Origin of the sequence: uncultured Chloroflexus sp., assembly GCF_937129525.1 — a bacterium.
Taxonomy (GTDB): Bacteria; Chloroflexota; Chloroflexia; order Chloroflexales; family Chloroflexaceae; genus Chloroflexus.
The window spans coordinates 1-17,511 of sequence record NZ_CAKZNK010000109.1 but is presented as its reverse complement, the minus strand read 5'-3'; the positions used below and the strand labels follow the sequence as shown (position 1 = coordinate 17,511).

The following is a 17,511-nucleotide window of genomic DNA, read 5'->3' as shown; positions in this document are numbered from 1 at the left end:
TGTCCTAGGCCACTAGACGATGGGGGCCTGACGGAGCTGCATTATACCATATTTTGCGATTGTTGCAACTGGAGGCAGCTTTGGGGACACATCACGGTAGAACGGATTTACCAAAATATCTGTCTCGTTTTCAGGTATCCGAGTCTATACTATTGTACCACATATATCAGCACCTTTGAAATCATGACTGGAAACAACGCGCGCAAGTGCCACTGTGATAATTGTCATGTCATTAAGTCCGCTCTCGCTACTGAATTAGGTTCTTTTTTTGTTTGATTCTTACTTCATTATCATTTATTTTTCCAAGCAAGAAATTAATGTTGTTAGTAGATAGCGTCTTCTGTGACACTAATCCTTTATTTATCTTCACGTGAGCTATGACAATACTTTTCGTTTGAAAGCAAGAAATTCTTATTATAATGATGCTAAGCTAACTTCATGCAATAGCTTTGCGTTTAGCCATGGCTCTTACGAACTTCTTGCGCAATACCGTTTTTGGACAGCCTATCCGTTCTTACAGAAACATTATCAGCTTTACATCTAAATAACGTCTACCATTTCCTTTAATAAAAATTTTCCACAACTATTTGGCTTGAAACAATAAGATTATCGTGTAACCTATCATCTCCCAAGATGTCTTTCAAAAGAATAACTTTTATTTGCTGTTGTTTTTGATGTTTTTGAATTTACACTTTATTATGCGTGAAGTTCTTTATTTTTATCACAACTATCCAATGCATCAAGATATTCTTGTCTTCATTCACGTGTTATTCATACATTTTTCAAACCCCCATATGTGGCGCCACTTACTGCAACTGCACAGCAAATGTAAGACGCACCTGGGCATCCGTACAGATAACCAAAATTTTCATACTTTTTCTGAAGCATATTTGGTAATAAGCCAAGTTATAATTGTTGTGCCAACATCATATTTGAGATCGACTATTGCTCCACTCTTCATTATTTTATCCTGCACACTCACCTAGTCACGCTAATAGCGCGGCGCAGACAAGATTTAGCGCGTTATGTACTAGTTTTATGACGATAATATACCTCACTACTACCGACTTTGCACTAAATCATCTCTTCGAAAAGATATGGCTGTACTACCTCTTGTGGAATAACAAATCCCCTTGCTCCGCTTGCGGAAAGATTGTCATATAAGGACTTAACCATTTCCTTCTCAAACCTATTAATAAAACGGAAAGCTGAAGCAGCAAGGTACGACTGATCAATTTCAAATGCAATCCAATTTCGTCCCAACGTTTCTGCTACTGCGCCTGTAGTATTGGAACCAGCGAAGATGTCTAAAACTGTATCGCCTACATCGGTAAGAAAACGAATAAAAAATTCAGGGATCTTTTCAGGGAATCTGGCGGGATGGCCAGTAATACCCGCAATCTGACAGCACCTAAGGTACTGTGAGTTACTCTCTGTGTTTGGAACTTGAAGCAGATTTGGAGGAATAGCGCCACCGTTGTCTTCAGCAAACCGATCACTGATATTATGTCCAGATGGCCTCTTCTTCGGTGAATAATACTTTTTGCTATTCTGAAGCAAAAGCTTCATCCGCTCTGAGTAGGGTGTCAAAACCTTCGTAATATCAGCCTTCGGATTATCTATTTTAGAAAACCACCAGACAGTATTGACAGCATCCTTTGCGCGAATCTTGCGTTTATTGACCCACTCTATGGGCGAAGGCAACTTAGACGGGTTAAACCAGAAGAACTCTTCGGCGAGATTCCACCCCAGCTCATCACACATTCGAATAAGCACACGATAATTATAAAGGGATCTGACAGGTCTACCTTTGCGATAAGCACCTCCAAGATCGAGCACAAAACTACCTGTGTTTTTTAGCACCCGTTTTACTTCAGCAGAGAATGATAAAATCCAATCTACATATGCATCCTGGTCAACATTACCAAACTCCTTTCGGCGCTGCAAAGCAAAGGGTGGTGAAGTAAGCACAAGATCAATACTTTCATCGGGAAGACCTTGAAGCAATTCAAGAGCATCACCGACGTATGCTACTCCATGATGAGTTCTATACAGAGGATCTGGAAGTGATTTCATCAATATTCCTCCAGTCTATAGATCCAGCTTGTCATTATTTTCCACAAAACATTAACTGCAAAATATACATGAGGATCTCGCTCTTTTAACTTTTCTATCTGGCCAGCATACATCTCCGGATTTTGCGTACCGAGTATATACGATATCCAATGACGAGTATCTTCATCAACAAGTATTCCCAATAAATCTTCAAGCTCGAACCCACCTGATTTGCTTAACGCCCATGCTATACCAGGCCTTTTATCTGAAGCAACTTGCGGGAAATCATTCAGAAGGTCTTTAGAAAAATGGAAAGCTAACTTTGCCAAAGACTTTGCAGCTTCATTGCGAACACTTTCATGTATGGTCGAAAAACTATCGACCAGGGTTTTGAGAGCTGACTTGTTATGTAATTCCCCAAGCGCCCAAGCCGCTCCAGCTCGAATTTCAGGATGTTGTTGATTATCTTCCAGCACAGAGCATAGCATTTGGCAGGATTTGTCAACTTGAATCTCTCCCAAAATAATAACAGCTTCTAATCGGTTTTGGAGATATTTATCCCCGAGACATTTCTCAATAAATGACCAGCCTTCTTCTTGGCCATGACGAGCCAGGCTTGCAGCCGCTTCGAGCCTGACATAGATATGTTCTTCTTCATTATTCATCTGATCGAGTAACGCCTTAAAAGATTTCTCTGATGAAAACATTGATAAAACTCTAGCTGCAGTGTATCGCTCACTTAGAGACTGACTCGAAAGCTGAGCAATGTAATTATCTTCACTCATCTTCCTAGAACAAGGAATTTTTCTAGTAACAGAAATAACAGCAGCAAGCACCTGATGTATAGAAATATTATCGCCGTCTTGAACAAAAGGTTTCAACTTAATCCCTTGTCTATCCAGACTCAATGTAATCACTCTGTTATCATGAAATCTTTGATATTGAATGATCTCATCTGTAATGGTCTTGATCTTTCCATCAGATTTTGCTATCACAGCAGGCCAACTAATCCTTGTCTCGAAACCTTCTTCCGCTCCTTTTGGTTTCACAAGAATCGCGTGATTATTCTTTTGAGCGAAACGAAGATCACCAACAGAGATATACTGAACTTTCTCGTCAGCTTGCCAATCAATTGGACTAACACCATTTCGTTTGCAAACAACTAATGCCACAAAGTCATTATCGTTTAATCCATAATCCCAACCACGTTCTGGATCAGATAATGAATGGGACATCGAGATCTCAAACGAAGTTTTTGCTCTAGACTCGATGCGACAACCACAATCTATGCAGAAAATATCTGGAACCCTAATGCGTTTAATTTTAATATTCTTCCAGATCTTAAAGCTCATTGAACCGCGCTCTAACTCGAGGGGACAGTGACCCTGTTCTTTCAAATCTTCGAAGACCTTTCGGACTCCAACAGCGCCCATTGAGATTTTCTCGAGAAAGCTCTCATCTGATTTAAAAGATCGCCGAGCGTTCATCGGAGTATCAAACCTCTTTTGTCTCTAAGTCTCTCGTTGAGTCCCAATAATGTTTAGCGCCAATACTACACGATTCAATGCAGAATTACTATTTGATTCAACGAATTATTACAATTCTTTGGTTTATCTAAAATAACAAAAAACATAATCCCGCGTTATGACACAAACATCAGTTTTACAACAATTTGATCGAACAATTAGGACATTCTACCATAATCATTCGATTTACAAACCTTAAAGCAACTCAAAGAAAGAAACAATATACTAAATACTAATCATTCCTCCGGCAACTCATCGTAATAATCGGCCAGCCCGGCCAGGGTCATCTGGGCCAGAAAAGGCGTCACTTCATTGCCCAGCGAAGTGCGAAAAGCGCTGTAGTCGATGGCGATGGCAGCCTTCCAATCACCGGCTTCGGTGAAATGCGGCAGATAGCGCCGCAATTGCGCTGCCAGCAAACGACGCGGATTGGGGAGCGCAAAAGACAACACTGCTTGCTGCAAATAAGCTGAGAAAGCAGCAGTATCCTCTCCATCAGCCAGCGGTGGTTCGCCAAGCCTGGCAATGATACGCCGAATCACCTCCGGGCCAATGTGCAGCGGATCAAACATGGGATCGCGGAACAATTCGATGCAATAGGCATCGAGCGCGGCCTGATCCCGATGCAATTCAATTGCCAGGGCCCGTTGCCCGGTCAAAGCGCGCACTGCCGCCGCAATCCGTCCCTGTTCAGCCTCGTCAGGCGGGTCGGCCAGCCAGGTACCCGCGCACCTTGTTAACCGAATCGCTTCTTCTCCGCCGCCGGCTCGATCGACCGGACGCACTGCGCGACCGCGCATATCCTGTCCCCTCCATGTAAGGTTGGTATCCTTGCGTCGCCTAGTATAGCACGGTCTGAGCAACTACAATGCATGGGGTTAAGATGGACACAAGACCACCTCTGCAACGGTATAAGATTATTGGCTTTGCGAGCCGCTGCAATGCACGGGGTCATGGCCGGCACGAGAGGCCGCATGCCTACAATCAATCGACTGGTGCGTGAGCAGCAGATAATGAGCCGCGAGCAATTACACAATGCCGGAAACTGCTGCGACACGCTGCCAGCCTGCTGTGTTGTAATCGCGCTAAACCAATTCGCTATCTCCACCTCTCCTTACCTGTGTGCCCCGGCCTTCATCAGCCCACGTCCCATCACCCACGCGCCCACAACCCCCCACTCTTACGCCCACCCTCTTACCTCTACGTCCCACATCAACACCTTCCCCGCTCCCCGCCCGGCCCCCATACCCTACGCCCATTCCCCACCCCACGCCCCCATCGCACACCCCCACCCTCGCGCCCCCACGCCCCCATCGCATACCCCCACCCTTGCGCCCCGGATCCGCGCACCACCACCCTCCGCGCAACCCCGACACTTCAACACTCAGACAGATACGCAAAAGTTGACCTGTTCCGATAAAAACTTAACTTTTTTGCACAACAAATTGACATTTCAAACCGACCTGTTTACAATACAGACAGAATCGGAAACTAATCACAAGGGAGTATGCCGTGGCTCGGATTTACAACTCGATTACCGAATTGATCGGCAACACGCCATTGGTGCGACTTAATCGCGTCAACGATACCCAGGCAACCGTCGTCGCCAAGCTTGAATTTTTCAATCCTGCCAGCTCAGTTAAAGACCGTATCGGCCTCGCAATGATCGACGCCGCCGAACGGGAAGGTTTGATCCGTCCCGGCGAGACGGTTATTATCGAGCCAACCAGCGGCAACACCGGTATCGGGCTGGCGTTAGTTGCCGCTGCGCGCGGCTACCGCCTGATCCTGACCATGCCCGAAACGATGAGTATCGAGCGACGCAAGCTCCTGCGCGGGTTTGGCGCCGAACTGGTGCTGACGCCGGGTAGTGAGGGTATGCGAGGCGCGATTGCCCGCGCTGAAGAGCTGCTGGCAGAGATTCCCAATAGCTTTATGCCGCAACAGTTCAAGAATCCGGCCAATCCGGCCATTCATCGCGCCACAACTGCCGAAGAGATCTGGCGCGATACCGATGGTCAGGTCGATATTGTTGTCGGCGGCGTCGGCACTGGCGGTACCCTGACCGGTATTGGCGAAGTGCTGAAGCCACGCCGTCCCAGCCTGCGCATTGTGGCCGTTGAGCCAGAAGCTTCACCAGTGTTATCGGGTGGCAAGCCCGGCCCACACAAGATTCAAGGGATTGGCGCCGGTTTTGTTCCCGATGTGCTCAATACCAGCATCCTTGACGAGATCCAGCAGGTGAGCAACGAAGATGCCTTTGCAATGGCCCGCCGCCTGGCCCGCGAAGAAGGCTTGATGGTCGGTATTTCCAGCGGGGCAGCCGCGACTGCCGCGCTCCGGGTGGCCCGTCGCCCCGAAAATGCCGGCAAGCTGATTGTCTTTATCGTGCCTTCTAACGGTGAACGTTATCTTTCTACACCTTTGTTTGCCGAAGAGTAGGGAAGAAGTAGTACAAAGACGCAAAGAAAACCGATAACGTTGCTAGCAAGCAATCCAAACACCATGTCGCATTTCTCTTTGCGTCTTTGCTTCATCAGGCTATCAGGCGAGGCTATTCCTCCCCATCTTCGTCTTGTCGCCCACCGCTATCAAGAAAGATAATTTCATCGGCGCGCACATAAGTGCGAAAGCGGGTCTGTCCGCTTTCATTGTCTTGCCATTTGTCGGTGCGCAAACTACCCATCACCATCACCCGGCGACCTTTTTGCAGATAATTGCCACATATCTCGGCCAACCGCTCCCATGCTTCTACCGTCGTCCATTCGGTTTCGCTCGTCCGTTTGCCCTGGTCATCATTAGCGCCGGGCCGATTGGTAGCCAGATTAAACCGGCAAAACGAAATGCCATTCCCAATCTGCTTCACCTCAGGATCGTTGCCAAGCCGCCCGATCAGCTCCACTCGATTCATCGTTCCCCGAAAGCTGCGCATGTTCTGCTCCTTTCCTGCGCTCACCGCGAAAACGTCTTACATGAAGTAAACCGCGCCACACAAGCAAAAGTTGCGCGGTTTTTTCAAATGATCCCCCAGGAATGCGCATATCAGATTCATTGAGACCGTTCATACCGATAGGGAGCGAGTATAATAGAATTATGACAAATCCGGATCAAACCAACTATCTACAGCCAAACTTAGCAGGTGTTACTTCACCTACTGCTACCATCCTTGCGCTCAGCAAGGCTGTGCTCTCTTCGCTTGACCTGCCAGAAGTTCTTCGCCAGGTTCTCGCCGCCACGCGCGAATTAAGCGGAGCCGATGTCGTCACCATCTGGCTGCTTGACGAACAGAGTGAATGGTTATCATGCGCTGCCATTCTTGGCCTGGAAGATCCTCCTGAGATTGAGCGGACGTTCCGTTTACGGTTAGGTGAAGGGGTTGCGGGTTGGACTGTTGCTCACCGTCAAATCTTGCAGTTGATCAATCCTCGTCACGATCCACGCTACGTGCCAATGCTCAATCGCCACCCCGATGTGATTATGGCGATCCCTTTGACCGCGCGTGAACATTGCTTTGGCGCGCTCAGCCTGGCGCGTTTTGGCCTGGCCGCGCCGTTTAGTCACGAGGTGATCGAGACTACGACGATCTTTGCCGATCTGGCTGCAATTGCGATTGATAACGCAACGTCTGCTCAAATCCTGCGCCGGGCTACTGCGCGTGAGCGAATTCTGGCGTTCAGCGCAGAGTCTGATCAGGCCGAACGATTGATCCTGCACGAACTGACCGCAGTGCTGGGAGCCGAACCACGTTTGATTAACGCTACCCCATACAACCAGCTTTTCGATCACACCGGTCGAGCAATCGAGCTGAGCGAGCTTGATCGCTGGCGAAGCGAAGGCGCACTGATTACCGATTTACTCCTCGATGGTCTGCCGGCATGGCTTGTTGTCTATGCGTCTGGACGCTACTGGGGCAAAGGCGATGCCGATTTGTTGACATTTGCAGCCAGTCAGATTATGTATGCTCGCCGACGCGCTTACGAACGCCGCGCCCATGCCCGCGCTGAAGCGCTGAGTAATCTGGTCGCCTTGACCAATGCTCGTATCGACCAGGCCAGCGTGCTCGATCACATACTTGCTGAATTGCACCGCTTTGTTCATTTCGACTCGGCCTGCGTCTTCGTCGTTCACGATAAAGAGTATGTCCGCCTGATTGCGCAGCGCGGCCTGCGCAGCCAGTTTGATCAGATCACGCTCTATGCCGGCCCGGGTTCGCTCATCAAAGAGTTGTGTCGATTGGGCAGCGCTATGTATCATCCCGATGTGCAGACCGTGCCGAGCTGGCAAAAAGTGCCTGATAGTGACATCATTCGCTCCTGGATCGGCGTTCCACTTCGGGTTGACCAGACCATTATCGGCGTGCTGACCATCGACAAATGGACACCTGATGCCTTCACTGCTGAAGACGTTGCCGCGGCTCAAATGTTTGGTGAGCAGGTAGCTGTAGTAATCAACAATGTTCGCCTGTTGCGCGAAGCGCAAGAACGGGCACGCCAATTCCAGGTGTTGCAACAGTTTAGTGTTCGCATTGGCGCGCTGCGTTCGATCGATCAGTTGCTCGACGAAGCTTCCGAGTTGCTTCACCGGTCGTTTGGCTACTATCAGGTGCTTATTGGCGTGATCGAAGGCGAGAACCTGGTTATTCATGCGGCGCGCGGCCATCTGATGCACCAGCGGCCCTGGCAACAGATCTTCCCACCCTTGCCAATTACATCAGGCATTAGTGGATGGGTCATTCATCACGCTCAGCCGGCGATTGTCAACGATGTGACGCGAGATGAACGTTACGTTCACCATCCAAGCCTGCCGAAAACGGCGGCTGAGATGATTGTGCCGGTTTTGGTCGATGGCCAGGTGTTTGCTGTCATTATTATTGAAAGTGAGATCAAAGGCATCTTTAGTCAGAGCGATCTCGATCTGGTTATGGCAATGGCCCATCTGATTGGTGTAACCATTGCCAACATTCATCACGATAGCGAATTGCAACGCGCGCGCGAGCAGTTGATTGAACGCGATCGCCTTCGCGCGCTCGGTGAATTGTCAAGCGGTGTGGCGCACGATTTCAACAATCTATTGGCAAGCATTCTCGGTCACGTGCAATTATTGTTAACCGAGTATGATGATCCACACTTGCGCGAAGGGTTGCGCGCGATCGAACTGGCAGCGCTCGACGGTGCAGCTACGGTCAGGCGACTGCAAGGCTTTGCTCAGACCAGTCAATCGACCCCGAATAGCGCTGTTGATTTGAACCAGGTCGTCGAGGAGAGTCTGGCACTTACTCGACCGCGCTGGCGCGATGAAGCGCAAAGTCGTGGGATCATGATCAATGTGCGCACCGAGTTAGCGCCGCTGCCGATTATCGCCGGTAATGCGCCTGCGCTGCGTGAACTGGTCATCAATCTGGTGTTGAATGCAATTGATGCCATGCCAGATGGCGGTACAATTACCCTGCGCACTGCATTGGCGCCGTCTAACCTGTTGGGAGAGGCTGCCGTGATGCTGTCGATTCAAGATACCGGTATTGGGATTGATCCATCACTACACGAACGGATCTTTGCCCCCTTTTTTTCCACAAAGGGCGCGCGAGGAACCGGAATGGGACTGGCCATCGCTCGTGGTATTGCGCAACAACACGGAGGGAAGATTACACTGGAAAGTGAACCTGGTCGGGGTAGTACCTTTTACATCTGGTTACCGATAGGTCAGCCGCCAATAGAAGAACAGCCAGCCGCGCTCGCTCTGCCTGTGCCTCGCATGCGAATCCTGGTTGTTGATGATGAGGAAGCGGTACGCAAGGTGCTGGCTCGCATCTTGAAACGCGCTGGTCATAGCGTTGATGAAGCTGTCTCAGGTGAAGAGGCGCTGGCGCAACTATCCCCCGGTTGCTATCAGATTATCTACACTGACCTGGGAATGCCCGGCATGTCCGGCTGGGAGCTGGTTGCCCATATCCGACAAGTTGATCCGACCACGCGCATTGTGCTGGTAACAGGTTGGAGTGATCAGATCGAGCTGGCCGAAGCGCGGACACGCGGCGTTGATTCGATCCTGCCCAAGCCATTTACAATCCAGCAAGTGTTGACATTGATGAGTAGTTTATTTCCGGCACCGAATCAATGAGAGTGACTCTTATGCGCTTCTGGTGGCAATCGTTTCGCTATGCCTTACGCTGGCTGCTGATCGGCCTGATCTTGCTCACCGGCCTGACATTGTGGGCCGTAGCCGAACCCCTCCCCCAACCGCCGACATTGAGCGCCGATGCGATAATTGTGGCTGCTACCGCGCCGCTTGACGTGGAAATGAGTGTCCAACTGACCGATCTGATCAATACCGGCGTAGCGCCACTCGCATATCTGGCCGGTTCGCATGCTGAACTGGTGGCCACTGATATAACCCACCGCGGCGTTCCACCCGAACGGCTGCGCGTGCTGGCCGATCCATACGCTTTGCTGTCTACCGTCAACACCGCCGGCCATCGACGCCTGATTATTGCAGCGCCACCATCTCACCGCCTCACCCTGGTGCGACAGGCACAAACCATGGGATTTGCCGTCGCTCCGCTGACCGGCGAGCCACCGCTGACCCTCAACGAGCGAATAGCCGCGACACTTCTCTACTGGCGTACATTGCTGGTATGGCGCGCCAGTTGACTCAATTATTCGCGCAGCACAGCTTAGCGGCAATCTTCAGGGTCATGCTTCTGTCTACCCAAGATAATATCGCTCGCCGGCACATGCGCGGCAGAATGGCTGGCCGTCGCGCATCACCTCACGGGCATTGATAATCTCTTCGCCACACCCGGCACAAATAGCGCGTAAACCATTTCGGCTAATGATCGCTTTTAGATCGAGGTTGAGAGTAACTGGCCGCGCAATAAGGAGTTCAGTTACTGGCATCCGTTGATAGGCAACCAGGTAGGAATGCCAGCGGCTGCGTTCGTTAGGAGCGTGGCGACGAGCTAGCTCGCGTACATCGGCGCGGGGCGCAATCCGCCAGGCCTGACCGGTCTGAATGTCAACGAAGGTAGCAGCGACCTTCCCTTCATCGACCAGCCGCATCGTCCGCCGGCCCAGCCAGCACCCGGTTGCCACACTGACGCCATCGGCAAAGCAACCGTCGGTTTCCACGAAAACGTACAAACGCTTGGTAGTAGTCTGAGGTAGTGTCAGACCGAGCAATTCTCCGGCATACATTCCCATCCGCGCCCCTAACACCTGTCGCGGGCAGAGGTGACGATGCATCGCTGCCGATTGACGCAAGAAGCCGGCAAGCGGTTCAGTCGCCACCAACCACTGGGACGTGGTCGTATCGACCAATTCATCAACCGACACAGACATCCTCCCTGGAGAGTTAGCAAAGCCTCAACACGAGGCTGCCTTGATCAGATAAAAACCGGGAATGATCACACTGATTTGCTCTGATTGCCTGTTCAACCACAACTACCCTGAGACGACTGACGCTCGCCTGCATGCGCCGTGGGAACTGAAACCAGTTTCTTCTGGCGCAGGATGGCTACCCATCATTGCAATTCTAGCGCCTGATACCAGGCAATCAGCGCCAAAACTGCGACTCCGCGATGTGCCCGATTGTAGAAACGTGTTGCTTAGCAAACAGTGCCACAGGCGTCTATCCAGCGAGATCGCTTAGTGCGCTCCAGGTATGTAGCTAACCAATAACCCGGCTGAATCCATTTGTATGATACCAGATGTTTGCCCGTTTCTACAATCAACGGGAATGACCGGACCGCTTTAGAAGGCATTGTCTCAGGCCAGTGAGCCTTAATTTCTTCCAACCACCATGCCGGTCTGCCGGGCATCGGATCTCGCAATCCGGTGCCGTAATGTGTCGGATCGCGCCTTGCCGTAAAGCTGCTATCCGGGTCACGATACCTGACCACTGATCAGAATGCTACCGGTTGGCGCCGGACTTCCGGGGGCCGGTTCGGCGGTAATAGCGAATGTTGTCCCGCTTTGCGGCAACAGACCGGGTAGACGGACTATTCCATAGCCATTCGCGTCAACGGTGAAAATGCCACCGCTCGTCGGCGCAGCCGCGCCTTCAATCAACCAGAGCTGGTACACCTGACTCGCCGGCAGAGAGGGTAACGTGGCAATCACAACCAGATCACCTGCTTCATCCCGCACCACCACGCCCTGCCCCAACTCGCCGGTAAGCGTCGCCAGCGGGGCCGAAGCGGTCAGCAAGACTGCCAGTTGTTGCGCAGCAATCTGGGCAGTAGCGACCTGGGAAAGAGCCTGATCGCGCTGTTGACGAACGACGTTTAATTCCGTATTGAATCCGTTGATGACGCCGACGGCAATCAGTAAGAGCACGCCAAGGGTCACAACCAGAATGTTTTTTGCTTCCAGCCACGACCACAAGCGCTTCCCCGGTGAACCGGCAAACGACCTGCGAACTGTCGGGCTACGACCGACGGCGTAATCCAGGGTACGCTGCCGCAGTTCTGGCGGCAACGATGGACGTTCGAGCGCCTGCGGCAAGAGATCGGCAGCCAACCGTAGCTCGGCCAGTGTCTGCTGAAGTTCTGGTTGTTCCATTAACAAATGTTGCACGCGCGCGCGCTCTGTCGAATCGAGCGCATCGAGCGCATAGGCTGCCAGCAATTCAGTTATGTCATCAGGATGCTCTCGAGAAGAGCCCATATCATTGCTCCACCAGTGTTCGCAAGACATCACGCAGTCGGGTTAAACCCAGCCGGATTCTAGTCTTGATCGTGCCAATCGGTTCGCCTAATCGTTTGGCAATTTCCATCTGGGTCAAACCACCGTAATATGCCATTTCTATCGCCTGCCGTTGCGCCTGCGGAAGATCGGCCAACGCGGCGCGCACAGTTTCTTGCAATGCGCGCTGCTCAAGATCATCGTCTATTTTTGTAGCCGCAGGCGGCATTGCGCTCACATCAATACCCGTCACCTCACGACTCCGTCCTCGCTCTCGTTTGCTGCGCAGCGCATCGATAGCGCGATGACGGGTAATACCGATAATCCAACCGCTGACTGCGCCTGACTGACGGCGAAATCCACCGGCGGTTTGCCAGATATTTTGGAAGACATCTTGCATCACCTCTTCGGCAGTCTGTCGATCGGCAGTCACCCGCAGCGCAATCGCGTAGACCAGCGCAGCATAGCGGTCATACAACTCACCGAGCGCTGCCTCTTCGCGCTGCACTATCAGATCGATGAGCAGATCATCGGCAAGATCGCGTAAGCCGGAACGATGAGGCTGTTCGGATGCCATTGGAAGCCAAACCTTTTGCCTGATCTCAATCACGAGCGAATTGTATTATACAGGAATACCTGCTTCATCCATCACACATCACGCAAATAAGCCTGTCAGGCGTATCTACCTGACAGGCCCGGTCATAACATTCGACCGAGGTTAAAAGACATTGGTATACGGTTCAGTGCGATCAGACTTCACCCCACCCAGCGCTGCCATGATCTGCGCTGCGCTTGGCGCTGTTACCGGCCCGATGAATCCCATTCCACCCTGCAAGAATGGCGCCAGCGTCGGCACCGCATCAGAAACATTGTAGTAAATCGGCAATGGCAACGGCAAATTATTCGGCGCGAAACCGCCAATCTCGCGCACCAGGGCAAGGTGCTGCGCTTCACTGCACGCATGCTGGGCAGTGGTGCCGGCCAGCCGATCGGCGCCGAGTTCGGCAAAGCGGCGGGTGGCGGCAAGGTAGGCGCCCACAAAAGCCGTTTCTGCGTCCGCGCCCACTTTGACAAAGAGTGCCGGATCGGTTAGCAGATTGGCCGGCACGTAGAATTGATTGGTCAACGCCCGTCCACCATTGGCTACCAGGAAATCGAGATGGTATTTCTCGGCATCCAACGCCAGCTTGAGGTAGAGAATATCTTCGTCATCGAGCTTGAATTTGGCCGCCGTTAGAGCGGCGTAGTAAAACGTTGTCGCCAACGTTTCTGCCGTGGCAGCCAGATTGAGAATCAGTTGCGGATCATCCTTTCGATCATGGTCTGCCGCAGCCGACTCGATTCCGAAAAGGTTGGCAAAACTCGCCATCATTAGTCCACCACCCAGACCAACTGCGCCTTTCAGCAGACCCCGACGCGAGAAGGTGCCTGATGTACGTTGTTTGGTAGTCACACTTCCTCCTCATCTCATATTCGTCCCGGCGCATACCCTCGCATGCGTCCTCACCTATCTATGCGAACGTCGAACGGCCTTTGGATCTCTCCGATCGCAAATGATTTGAACGAAATGAGACGGAAGACCGGTTTCAGGCGATAATACTTTCTCAACCGCAGGTTCTCGCGCGTCCAGCCTGTATTCGAGCGCATATCCGGACACTCCGTATTGTATATGCCAGGGGCAAGCTCAATGTCATTTCGTTCCAGATCGCCTTACCCCAAACCTCCCCTCTACCGGAAACCCGGATCGAACAGCGCGTCTCAAATGATGTGAACAGTGGCACGCTACCTGAACCCGTTACACCGGTCATGACGCTATTCACCGGGTTATGATCGGGATAAACACCGTGGCCTCATCGGTCGCCATTACAGGCAGGAAGGGACAAACCAGCGCATAGGTCTGCGGCGCTTGTGGCACGCTCGTTCCTGAAACCTGTACTGTCCAGGTTCCACTTATCGCATCCGCAATCACAACCTGCTCAATCGTGTCCACATTATTCGTCCCGGTCGTTGCTGGCGCAGCCGGACTCGTCTTGTCGAGCACCCACGGCTGATAGGTTGTACTGTCTGGAGCGACCAGCGCCAGATCGAGATTGTTGATCAGCGTTGAACTGGCCGAAATGGTAGCCGGCACATCATCCCAGGCCAGAGTGCATTTCAGCGGACCACCGCTGTGAGTGAGCGAGTACGTTTTCGTTTCGCCATTGACAATTGACTCGACCTTGATATATGCCGACTGAGCAGGACTTGCCGTTGCGGTAATGAGGCGAACGGCTGCCAGCGCATCAACGTGACCATAGCCAAACCGGTAATCTGGACCGGGATTGCCCAGATCTTCTGCCGTATGAATGAGAACGGCGCGCAATGTAGCCGGCAAAGGATCAGTGTTGTAGGTTCCATTATACGCTTCGAGCATCAGCCCCAGAATCCCCGACACCGCCGGCGCGGCCATCGATGTGCCACACCATGAATCGCCACCATAGGTTTGGCCGGGCAGGGTAGACCAGATCGCCTGCTCACCACCGGCTTCACACCCCGGCGCCACTATGGTTGGGTTGACTCTCCCATCTTCGGTGGGGCCGAATGAACTAAAATTGGTCATCGATTTGTCGTCTGAATTGGTTGCTCCTACCGCAATAACATTCTTGCCCATGGCGCCACCACTCGCGGTACGCCATCCATCAGGACAGTACGATTGTTCGTTTCCATTGGCGAAAACAACTTGCACCGGTCTGGTGATCGTTTCCGAGAAATTCCCGTATACCAGCGCATCATATGCTGCTGCGGTCTCATCGTAGACGCCGAGTACTGTCAGATCACAGTTGCCGGGATCAGGCCCCCAAGAATTCTGTGCAATATCAAGGTTGTAAGTCTGAATAGCCTGAATTACCTCTTGCGCAGATTCATCGACATCATATGACAGGACAGTTGCCTGATCAGCGTGACCGCGCAGATCGCGACCGGTCGGACTGCCTGAGCCACTCCCGGCAGCAGTTCCAGCAACATGGGTTGCGTGATCGTTAGTTCCGGCAGCTCCGCCGCATCCATTGCTGGTTGAGGCAAGATCGCCAATGGTGAGTCGACCGGCAAAACCGGGATGATTCGCTTCCACCCAGCCACAATCCCACACCCCAATCACGATACTCCCCGGCGCAGTCGCCGGATTTCCATGCAAACCGGCTGCATGAACCTGATCGGTTTTGGTTGCCTGTCGGCCACCGTCGTTCTTCTGCTCAAACGGCCCCGGCCAGGCATCAAGCCAGAAGATCGAGTCGAGCTGCGTCAACGCGCGCAGTGCAGTCGCATCCGGGAGCAAGGCCAGCAGGTAGTTACGCTCAGGCACTTCCTTCTCAACCACTCCGCCAACTGACTGCACCGCATCTGTCACAACAGTCAGCCGAACGTCAGCGTAGGTTGCCACCAACACCGGGAGCGGACGTTGATCAAGGAAGCGAAGCAAACGCGGCGACAACTTATCATTCGGCTGGATAGCGATAATCGAGCGCATTTCTGCCGGTAGAGCTGACCGATCCAACCAGGCTCGCGGGATCGATGCATACCACGCATGATCAGGCACATACGACAAGAGCGTCATGCCCAATTGCGCCAGTTGGTTTCGTTGTCGATCGGTTGGATGGCGTTCAAACTGTATCAACACGTGAATCCGATCGTCGGTGAGCGACGCGGCCTGAGCTGTCAACAGGAACCGCTCTCTGGCCGAAAAACCGACAGGAGGGATAAACTGGCGTGAGCGCAATCTGATCGGTAAACCGGATGGCGCACCGAACAAGATGGCCGGCACAGTGACAATTAGCAGACAGACGATCAACAGGACAGATACCGGCGACCAGCTTTGCCTGGACATACCTTCCCTCCAGCTTTACAATGCGAATCTGCTCGATGATCCCTTTTGCTCCTGGCGCCTCCACCAGCGTGATTCTGCCTGCTATCAACCCGATGAAAGTGCGTTCAACGACAACCGACAAGCACAAGTTCCCGGTATCGTCAATATCGAGAGGAGATTCCTCCTACACCCTCGATAGTAATGAACACGCGCAACAGAAACATTACAACGACTCACGAGCCATGACCGGATGAGCGATCACAGCAAATGACCCTCGCCTGAGGCAACAAAATCACACCGGCAATCTACTGTCTGCTAAAGCCGATGACCCACGCTTGAGATTGTTTCAAACCGATTGGGAAAGTGGCAGGATGACGCCAGAACCATCGGAAGTGTTCTGAAACAGGTAAAACCAGTTCAGGACTTGATCACGGCGCTTCTTGATCTGCGCGCCAACCGATGCATGTAAATCAGGCATAGACTGGCTGCCGGCTATTCAGTTCCAGCCTTCTCACGCGCAGAAACAAGTGTTGCCGGAACGTCTCATCAAAAGCGAACGGTGCGCAATGCGTAGTTAATCCCTTCTTGAAGGGTGGCTTTGGTTGTCATGTCGCGCAATTCGGCCCCAATATACACCAGCGTCTGCGCGATCTCCGGACTAATCCCGGTCAAGATTACCTGCGCTCCCAGCAAGCTGGCCGCTCGAGCGGCCCGGATCAGCGCCCCGGCAACCTGCGTATCAACCACTTTCACGCCGGTAATGTCAATAATTGCCTCTCTGGCCCGGTGTTCGGCAATTCCATTGAGCAATGTCTCCATGATATGCTGCGCCCGCGCCGTATCGATTGCGCCGATAAGTGGCATCACTACCACACCATTGGCAATCGGCATTAGCGGCGTGCTCAACTCGCGCAGAGTCGCTTGTTGGGCAGCAATAATCTGTTCCTGCATGGCATTGCGCTCGCGTTCAGCCTGTCGCTGCTCGGTTACGTTGCGCGAAAGCACCAATACCTCTGCATTGCTCGCCACCATGCGCGCCTCATACGCCTCTTCGCGGCCATCCACGACAATTTGATAATCGAACTGCTGGAGTTCACCTGTCTGCCGAAGTAGTTCGAGGTGATGCAGCACCTGCGCAGCCAGAGATGGCGGCAAAACCTCGGCAACCTTGCGACCGAGAAACGCTTCAGGCGGCATGATCAGCGTGCCACTCCGATCGGGTTTGTAATCCAGAAAGACGCCATCCTGGCTCAGCACAAACATCAGATCGGGCATTGCCTCAAGCAACGCCCGATTCCGCTGCTCGCTGAAACGCAACTCGGCTTCGGCGCGCAACTGTTGAGTCATGTCGCGATTTATCGAAGCATAGCCGGTCAGATTGCCGTCGCGATCCCGCAATGCCAGCGCAGAG

At 52.3% G+C, this 17,511-nt stretch carries 13 protein-coding genes; 3 read left to right on the top strand and 10 right to left on the bottom strand.

Annotation, left to right across the window (positions count from 1 at the left end):
* Positions 1-1,074: 1,074 nt before the first annotated feature.
* The 3 genes from Q0650_RS14175 to Q0650_RS14165 all read right to left on the bottom strand — a co-directional run bounded on the left by Q0650_RS14175 (position 1,075) and on the right by Q0650_RS14165 (position 4,381).
* Positions 1,075-2,076, bottom strand: a complete 1,002-nt coding sequence (locus Q0650_RS14175; protein WP_298820050.1) for a site-specific DNA-methyltransferase — start codon at positions 2,074-2,076, stop codon at positions 1,075-1,077.
* Positions 2,076-3,542, bottom strand: a complete 1,467-nt coding sequence (locus Q0650_RS14170) for a HEAT repeat domain-containing protein (protein WP_298820048.1) — start codon at positions 3,540-3,542, stop codon at positions 2,076-2,078. Before Q0650_RS14170 ends, Q0650_RS14175 begins: the two co-directional genes overlap by 1 nt.
* Before the next feature lie 275 nt (positions 3,543-3,817).
* Complete coding sequence (locus Q0650_RS14165) at positions 3,818-4,381, bottom strand: hypothetical protein (RefSeq protein ID WP_298820047.1); 564 nt, start codon at positions 4,379-4,381, stop codon at positions 3,818-3,820.
* A 712-nt stretch (positions 4,382-5,093) separates the two neighbouring features.
* On the opposite strand from Q0650_RS14165, the gene cysK reads away from it, so the two are divergent.
* On the top strand, positions 5,094-6,023 hold the full coding sequence (cysK, locus tag Q0650_RS14160; RefSeq protein WP_298820045.1) for a cysteine synthase A: 930 nt from the start codon (positions 5,094-5,096) through the stop codon (positions 6,021-6,023).
* A gap of 112 nt (positions 6,024-6,135) precedes the next feature.
* On the opposite strand, the gene Q0650_RS14155 is transcribed toward cysK, so the two are convergent.
* Complete coding sequence (locus Q0650_RS14155; RefSeq protein ID WP_298820043.1) at positions 6,136-6,513, bottom strand: single-stranded DNA-binding protein; 378 nt, start codon at positions 6,511-6,513, stop codon at positions 6,136-6,138.
* A 161-nt stretch (positions 6,514-6,674) separates the two neighbouring features.
* On the opposite strand from Q0650_RS14155, the gene Q0650_RS14150 reads away from it, so the two are divergent.
* Together Q0650_RS14150 and Q0650_RS14145 are read left to right on the top strand one after the other, a co-directional pair.
* Positions 6,675-9,698, top strand: a complete 3,024-nt coding sequence (locus tag Q0650_RS14150) for a GAF domain-containing protein (RefSeq protein WP_298820041.1) — start codon at positions 6,675-6,677, stop codon at positions 9,696-9,698.
* Between the two features lie 11 nt (positions 9,699-9,709).
* On the top strand, positions 9,710-10,228 hold the full coding sequence (locus tag Q0650_RS14145; RefSeq protein WP_298820039.1) for a hypothetical protein: 519 nt from the start codon (positions 9,710-9,712) through the stop codon (positions 10,226-10,228).
* 54 nt (positions 10,229-10,282) lie between these two features.
* On the opposite strand, the gene Q0650_RS14140 is transcribed toward Q0650_RS14145, so the two are convergent.
* The 6 genes from Q0650_RS14140 to Q0650_RS14115 form a co-directional block, all read right to left on the bottom strand.
* On the bottom strand, positions 10,283-10,909 hold the full coding sequence (locus Q0650_RS14140) for an FmdE family protein (RefSeq protein WP_298820037.1): 627 nt from the start codon (positions 10,907-10,909) through the stop codon (positions 10,283-10,285).
* Between the two features lie 549 nt (positions 10,910-11,458).
* A complete protein-coding gene (locus Q0650_RS14135; protein WP_298820035.1) occupies positions 11,459-12,241 on the bottom strand; it encodes an anti-sigma factor in 783 nt (260 codons plus the stop codon).
* Between the two features lies 1 nt (position 12,242).
* Positions 12,243-12,836 carry a sigma-70 family RNA polymerase sigma factor gene (locus Q0650_RS14130; RefSeq protein WP_298820033.1) on the bottom strand — a complete coding sequence of 198 codons (594 nt, stop codon included), beginning with the start codon at positions 12,834-12,836 and terminating at the stop codon, positions 12,243-12,245.
* Between the two features lie 141 nt (positions 12,837-12,977).
* Positions 12,978-13,712: a ferritin-like domain-containing protein gene (locus tag Q0650_RS14125; protein ID WP_298820031.1), complete on the bottom strand. Its 735-nt coding sequence runs from the start codon at positions 13,710-13,712 to the stop codon at positions 12,978-12,980.
* 363 nt (positions 13,713-14,075) lie between these two features.
* Positions 14,076-16,121, bottom strand: coding sequence for a S8 family serine peptidase (locus Q0650_RS14120; RefSeq protein WP_298820029.1), 2,046 nt, complete (start codon positions 16,119-16,121; stop codon positions 14,076-14,078).
* Between the two features lie 525 nt (positions 16,122-16,646).
* The coding region (locus tag Q0650_RS14115; protein WP_298820027.1) for an STAS domain-containing protein at positions 16,647-17,511 on the bottom strand (865 nt) is incomplete at its 5' end.